This window comes from Arthrobacter sp. 10T413_2, assembly GCF_056394205.1.
On record NZ_JBFTHK010000238.1, the window covers coordinates 1 to 5,353 of the forward strand.

General features: G+C 70.8%; 5 protein-coding genes. 2 read left to right on the forward strand and 3 right to left on the reverse strand.

From position 1 onward, the window contains the following. Both AC1DBQ_RS21415 and AC1DBQ_RS21420 read left to right on the forward strand, forming a co-directional pair. Positions 1–844 (forward strand): AMP-binding protein (locus tag AC1DBQ_RS21415; protein ID WP_476930430.1); only part of this gene is annotated, 844 nt, incomplete at its 5' end. Continuing rightward, on the forward strand, positions 841–1,824 hold the full coding sequence (locus AC1DBQ_RS21420) for an NAD-dependent epimerase/dehydratase family protein (protein WP_476930431.1): 984 nt from the start codon (positions 841–843) through the stop codon (positions 1,822–1,824). The genes AC1DBQ_RS21415 and AC1DBQ_RS21420, both read left to right, overlap by 4 nt. A gap of 41 nt (positions 1,825–1,865) precedes the next feature. On the opposite strand, the gene AC1DBQ_RS21425 is transcribed toward AC1DBQ_RS21420, so the two are convergent. The 3 genes from AC1DBQ_RS21425 to mutM all read right to left on the reverse strand — a co-directional run. Next, positions 1,866–3,002 (reverse strand): TolB family protein, encoded by a 1,137-nt coding sequence (locus AC1DBQ_RS21425; protein WP_476930432.1) that lies wholly within the window; start codon positions 3,000–3,002, stop codon positions 1,866–1,868. Then, positions 2,999–4,279: an MFS transporter gene (locus AC1DBQ_RS21430; RefSeq protein WP_476930433.1), complete on the reverse strand. Its 1,281-nt coding sequence runs from the start codon at positions 4,277–4,279 to the stop codon at positions 2,999–3,001. The genes AC1DBQ_RS21425 and AC1DBQ_RS21430 overlap by 4 nt, the downstream gene beginning before the upstream one ends. A 159-nt stretch (positions 4,280–4,438) precedes the next feature. After that, the coding region (gene mutM, locus AC1DBQ_RS21435; protein WP_476930434.1) for a bifunctional DNA-formamidopyrimidine glycosylase/DNA-(apurinic or apyrimidinic site) lyase at positions 4,439–5,353 on the reverse strand (915 nt) is incomplete at its 5' end.

Sequence of the window (5,353 nt, forward strand, 5' to 3'; positions counted from 1 at the left end):
CCTGGACGGTGCCGGCCACAAGGCCCTGGGTCGCGCGGAGCTGCTGCTCTCCGCCGGCGCGCCCGTCCCCGCCTCCCTCCTCGCAGAGGTCCAGCGGCTGCTGCCCCGCGCCTCGCTGCACACCCCGTACGGGATGACCGAGGCGCTGCCCGTCACGGACATCAGCCTCGAACAGATCTGCGCCGCCGAGGCCGATGCCGCCGCGGGCACCGTCGCAGGGGCCGGCAACGGCGTGTGCGTGGGTCGGCCGGTGCATGGCGCCCGAGTGGCCGTCATCCCGCTTGCCGCGGACGGCACCGCACCCGGGAACGAGCCCGTCACGGAGGCGGGGGTGACCGGCGAGATCCTCGTCAGCGCCCCGCATGTGAAGGAAAGCTACGACAGGCTCTGGCTGACCCAGCGCGAGAGCGTCCGCACGGCCGGATGGCACCGCACCGGCGACGTCGGGCACTTCGACGCCGCCGGCCGGCTCTGKGTGGAAGGCCGCCTCGCGCACGTCGTGACCGCGCCGGGTGCTGTGGTGACGCCTGTCGGCGCCGAGCAGGCCATCGAGCGCCTGGACGACGTCGGGCTGGCMGCCGTCGTCGGGGTMGGCCCCGCCGGGACGCAGGCCGTCGTCGCCGTCGTCGAAACCGTTCCGCCGGTGCGCCGGGCCGGCCCCGCCGCGMCGAACCTCGCCGGGCGCGTGCGCGACGCGGCCCGTCAKGCAGGCRTCAGCGTCTCCGCCGTGCTCACCGTCCCCTCCCAGCCGACCGACATCCGCCACAACGCCAAGATCGACAGGGCCCGCCTGTCCCGGTGGGCTTCCGCGKTGCTGGCCGGCGGCCGGCCGGGCGCGCCGTGAGGGTCCTCGTGACCGGCGCGAGCGGCCTGCTCGGGCGGGAAGTCGCCGGACTTCTGGTGCGGCATGGCCACGCCGTCACCACCTTCCAGCGCCGTCCCGCGGGCGTCGGGGGCGCCACGGACCTCTCCGGGTCCGTCACGGACGACACCGCTGTCCGCCGCGCCGTCGCCGGGGCCGAGGCTGTCATCCATCTGGCGGCGAAAGTCTCCTTCACGGGCCGCGCCGCCGATTTCGACGAGGTGAATGTCGGAGGCACGCGCTGCCTTCTCCGTGCGGCCCGCGACGCCGGCGTTCGGGACCTGGTGTATGTGTCCTCCCCGTCCGTGGCCAATTCCGGGGCTGCTATCGCCGGACTGGGCGCCGAGCCGGCAGACCCGGCCCGCGCGCACGGCGACTACTCGCGCACCAAGGCCGAGGCCGAGCTGCTGGCACTGGCCGCGGACTCGCCGGACTTCCGGGTCGCGGCGGTGCGCCCGCACATCGTCTGGGGTCCGGGCGATACGCAGCTGGTGGAACGGGTGCTGGAACGTGCCGGCCGCGGCCGCCTGCCGCTGCTCGATGCCGGGGCGGCCCTGATCGACACTACTTACGTGGACAACGCCGCCTCGGCCATCGTCGCCGCCCTGCACCGCATCGAGCAGATTCACGGCCGCGCGCTGGTCATCACCAACGGCGAGCCCCGCCCGGTCGGGGAGCTGCTGGCGGGCATCTGTGCCGCGGGCGGCGTCCGCGCGCCGTCGTGGCGGGTGCCGGGCAGGCTCGCGCGGGCGGCCGGATCCGTGGTTGAGAAGCTCTGGGCCCGTTCCGGCCGGTCCGACGAGCCGCCGATGACCCGGTTCCTCGCCGAACAGCTCTCCACCRCCCACTGGTTCGACCAGCGCGAGACCCGCGAACTCCTCGACTGGACCCCCGCCGTGTCCCTTGATGACGGCCTGGCGAGGCTGGCCGAGCACTACGGTTCACTTCGCGGCGGCGCTTGAGGGTGGCCGCCGAATCCTGAGGGCGGCCGCCGTCCGCCGCGCTACCGGACCACCGAGGGGGAAAACCCGTGCTCGATGAAAAGGACGGGCTGCGCGGCCGGGTCCGTTGAGATGGACCAGATGTCGCTGTCCACTTCGGAGCCGTCCCGGGGAAGGGCGTACAACAGGGTGGAGTTGTCCAGCCACTCAATCTGATCATCAATGCTCTGTTTCTCCGCCAGGACKGTTTCCGTGCCGCTGGCGAGGTCCACGACGGCGACACTGCGGTGGCCGGTCAGGGTGCCGTTGTCGCTCTTTTTGTAGGCGATGCGGGTGCCGTCCGGGGAAACGGACGGGCATTCTATGCCGCTGCGGACCACGGTGAGCGTCCGGCCGGCAATGCTGCCCTGGGCCAGCCAGATGTGCCCCTGCGAGGACGCCGTAGCGTAAAAGACGTCGGGCTTTCCGGGAGCAAACGTGACGCCCCAGATGTTCCTGTCCGTGGCCTTGATCCGGGCGCCGTCCAGCAGCAGGGCGAAGCCCTCGAGGCTTCCGCTGCTCTGGCCTGCCTTGTCCCGGATGACTGTTTCGGTGGAGAACCCGGCGGCGGAGTAGGAATGGCCCGACACGAAGACGGTGGTGCCCATCAGGGATCCGTCGGCGCTGGTCCTGGCCCTGTTCGGGATGCCGGGCAGCGGCCAACTGCGCGTCTCCTGCCAGGTGCTGTTGTACACGGTGGCCTGGAAGGTGGTGGCCAGTCMCTGCTTGGTCTGYAGGCACAAGGTCTGATCGTGCGTGCCGTAGACKCGATCGCAGCTTGCTCCGCTCAAGGCGCGCTGACCGCCGGGCCCGGACAGCGGCACGGTGGCGKCCAAGCCGAAGCCCTGGCCCGGTGCGGTGTTGCGGAACAGGACGAAGGGTGCCGCCGGCAGGGCCGTGGACGTGGTGACGTCGACCGGCGGCGGTGCACTCTGGCTGGCCTGGGCGTCCCGGAAGGCCAGTCCGGCGTAGAGTCCCGCCGCCGCAAAGGCGCCCACGGTGATGAGCACCAGGGCCAGGAGGCGCTTCCTGCTGATCGCGACCCGCTGGGTTGAGGTTTCGGTTCCTGGCGTGGAGTCCGTGCCCCTCGGGCGCCCGCTGGATCCTTTTCCGGGCGCGGATCCTTGTCCGGGCKGGCGCCCGGTGCGGGTGGCCGTCATGCGCCGGCCTCCTGTGCACGGGTCGTGCGCATCAGCACGGCCGCGGCCACCAGTGCCGCAGCCAGGCCGACGGCGGCCGTCGTCATTGCGGCGGGAGCCCCGACGGCGAACCAGAGGATGCCGAAGCCGGCCGACGCCGCCATCCGGCACAGCGCCACCACGGTCTGGGCGGCCCCGATGCCGGTGGCCACTTTGTCCGGGCTGACCAGCCGGCTCGCCAGCGCGGCCAGCACGCCGTCGGTTGCAGCGTAGAAGACTCCCAGGAGCACCAGGCACGCCACCGTGACGCCCAGGCCGCCGAACGGCACTGCGGCCAGCAGGTAACACGCCAGCAGCGCTCCGTGTCCGGCCAGGAACACCCGGATCCTGCCCCAGCGGTCCGCGACCCGGCCCAGGGGAACGGCCAGTGCGAGGTACACGACGTTGGTTCCCACATAGAGCAGCGGAAACCACTGCACGGCGAAGGAGTCCCGATCCTGGAGCACGAGGTAGATGAAGCCGTCCCCGACGGTCAGCAAAGCGAGGATCCCCGCGGTCACGAGCAGGCGGGTCAGTCCGGCGTCCTTCAACTGGCTCCACGTGAAGGGCGGCCGTGCCCGGTCCGGCCTCTGCGCCRTCCGCGGCGTCCTCCGGTMCGGCACCACCAGCACCAGGAGGGCGACGCCGATTACGGCGAAGGCGAGCGAAACGACAAAGACGGTGCTGAACCCGTTGGGGATGAACAGGAGGATCAGGAACGCCAGGAGCGGCCCTGTTGCGGCGCCGACGGTGTCGAGCATGCGGTGCACCCCGAAGGATCTCGCCAGATGTTCCGGTTGGGCAGCCGATGAGATCAGGGCGTCCCGCGGCGCGGTGCGGATGCCTTTGCCGATGCGGTCGCCCGTCACGATCCCGGTGATCGCCCAGAACCCGCCGGCGAACAGGAAGCCGATCCGTGCCAGCATGGAGAGCCCGTATCCGGCAACTGCCACCCGTTTCGGATGGCCTGTGCGGTCCGAGGCCCACCCGGCAGCAATACGCACGACAGCGCTGACGCCCTGGTTAAGCCCGTCAATGAACCCGAAGGCGATAGTTGAGAGGCCCAGAAATCCGGTGACGTACAGCGGCAGGATGGCGGACACGGATTCCGAGGAGATGTCCGTGGCCATGCTGACGAGGCCCAGCCAGAGAATGACAGGCGACAACCGGAAGGCCACACCCGGTCCGGGCAGGGCTTCCGTCCGTGTATCGCCAGAGTTCTTCCTGCCGCCGGTGCGGTCGGCCATAGAAATGTACACGGCGGCCTACCCCTGCGCGTCCGGCGTCRTGTCGGCCCTTTTGACTCCGGCTTTAAAGGCGGCGCGATAACGATTCCTATAGTCCCCAGCTCCCATGGCGACAGTTTGTCACCGGCAAAGAGGGGTGCGGAAGCGTAGGACTACTTGTTTTGGGTCCGCCTACCAGCGGCCGTTACGCGGTCTKGGCTGGCAGACGGGGCAGGTATAGGACGAGCGGCTCATGAACTGCTCCCGCYGCATGATGCTCACGAGGCCGGCGGCGGCGCAGCGCTTGCACTCCTGGCCCTCGCGGCCGTAGGCGTTGAGGGAGCGGTCGAAGTATCCTGAGGCGCCATTGACGTTGACGTAGAGCGAATCGAAGCTCGTGCCCCCGGCGGCCAGGGCGTCCGTCATGACCTCGCGGGCGGCGTCGAGCACGCGCAGCGCCTCGGCGCGGCGCAGGGTGTCCGTGGGCCGCGCATAGTGCAGCCGCGCCTTCCAGAGAGCCTCGTCGGCGTAGATGTTGCCGATCCCGKAGACCAGGCCCTGGTCCAGGAGCGCCCGCTTGAGTCCGGTCTTCCGGGCACGCAGGCGCCGGTAGAAGTCATCGAAGGAAAAGTAGGGATCCAGCGGGTCCCGGGCAATGTGCGAGGCTTCCTCGGCGATGAGCGGGAGCGGGGTTTCGGCGAKACCGCCGGGGCCGCCGTCGTCCGTGGGTATCAGCGAGGTCAGGAACAGGCCGCCGAAGATGCGCTGGTCCACGAACCGGAGCTGTTCCGGCATGCCTTCGGCCGGGCTGAGCCGCAACCGGACCTTCAGGTGCTTTTCATCCGGCACGCCGGGGTCCTGCATGAGCAGCTGGCCMGACATCCCCAGGTGGGCCATGAGGGCAACGGCGGGGGCAGCATCTGCGGAGGGGGCGGCCGTGTCCGCCAGCGGCATCCAGAGGAATTTGCCGCGGCGGACCACGTCCAGCACCCGCGCGCCTTCCAGGTTGCCGGCGAAGTCCTCCGGTCCCAGCGCGTGCCGGCRCAGGGAGCGCGGATCCAGGACGTCGACGGCGGTGACGGTCCGGCCCCGCACCCAGCTCACGAG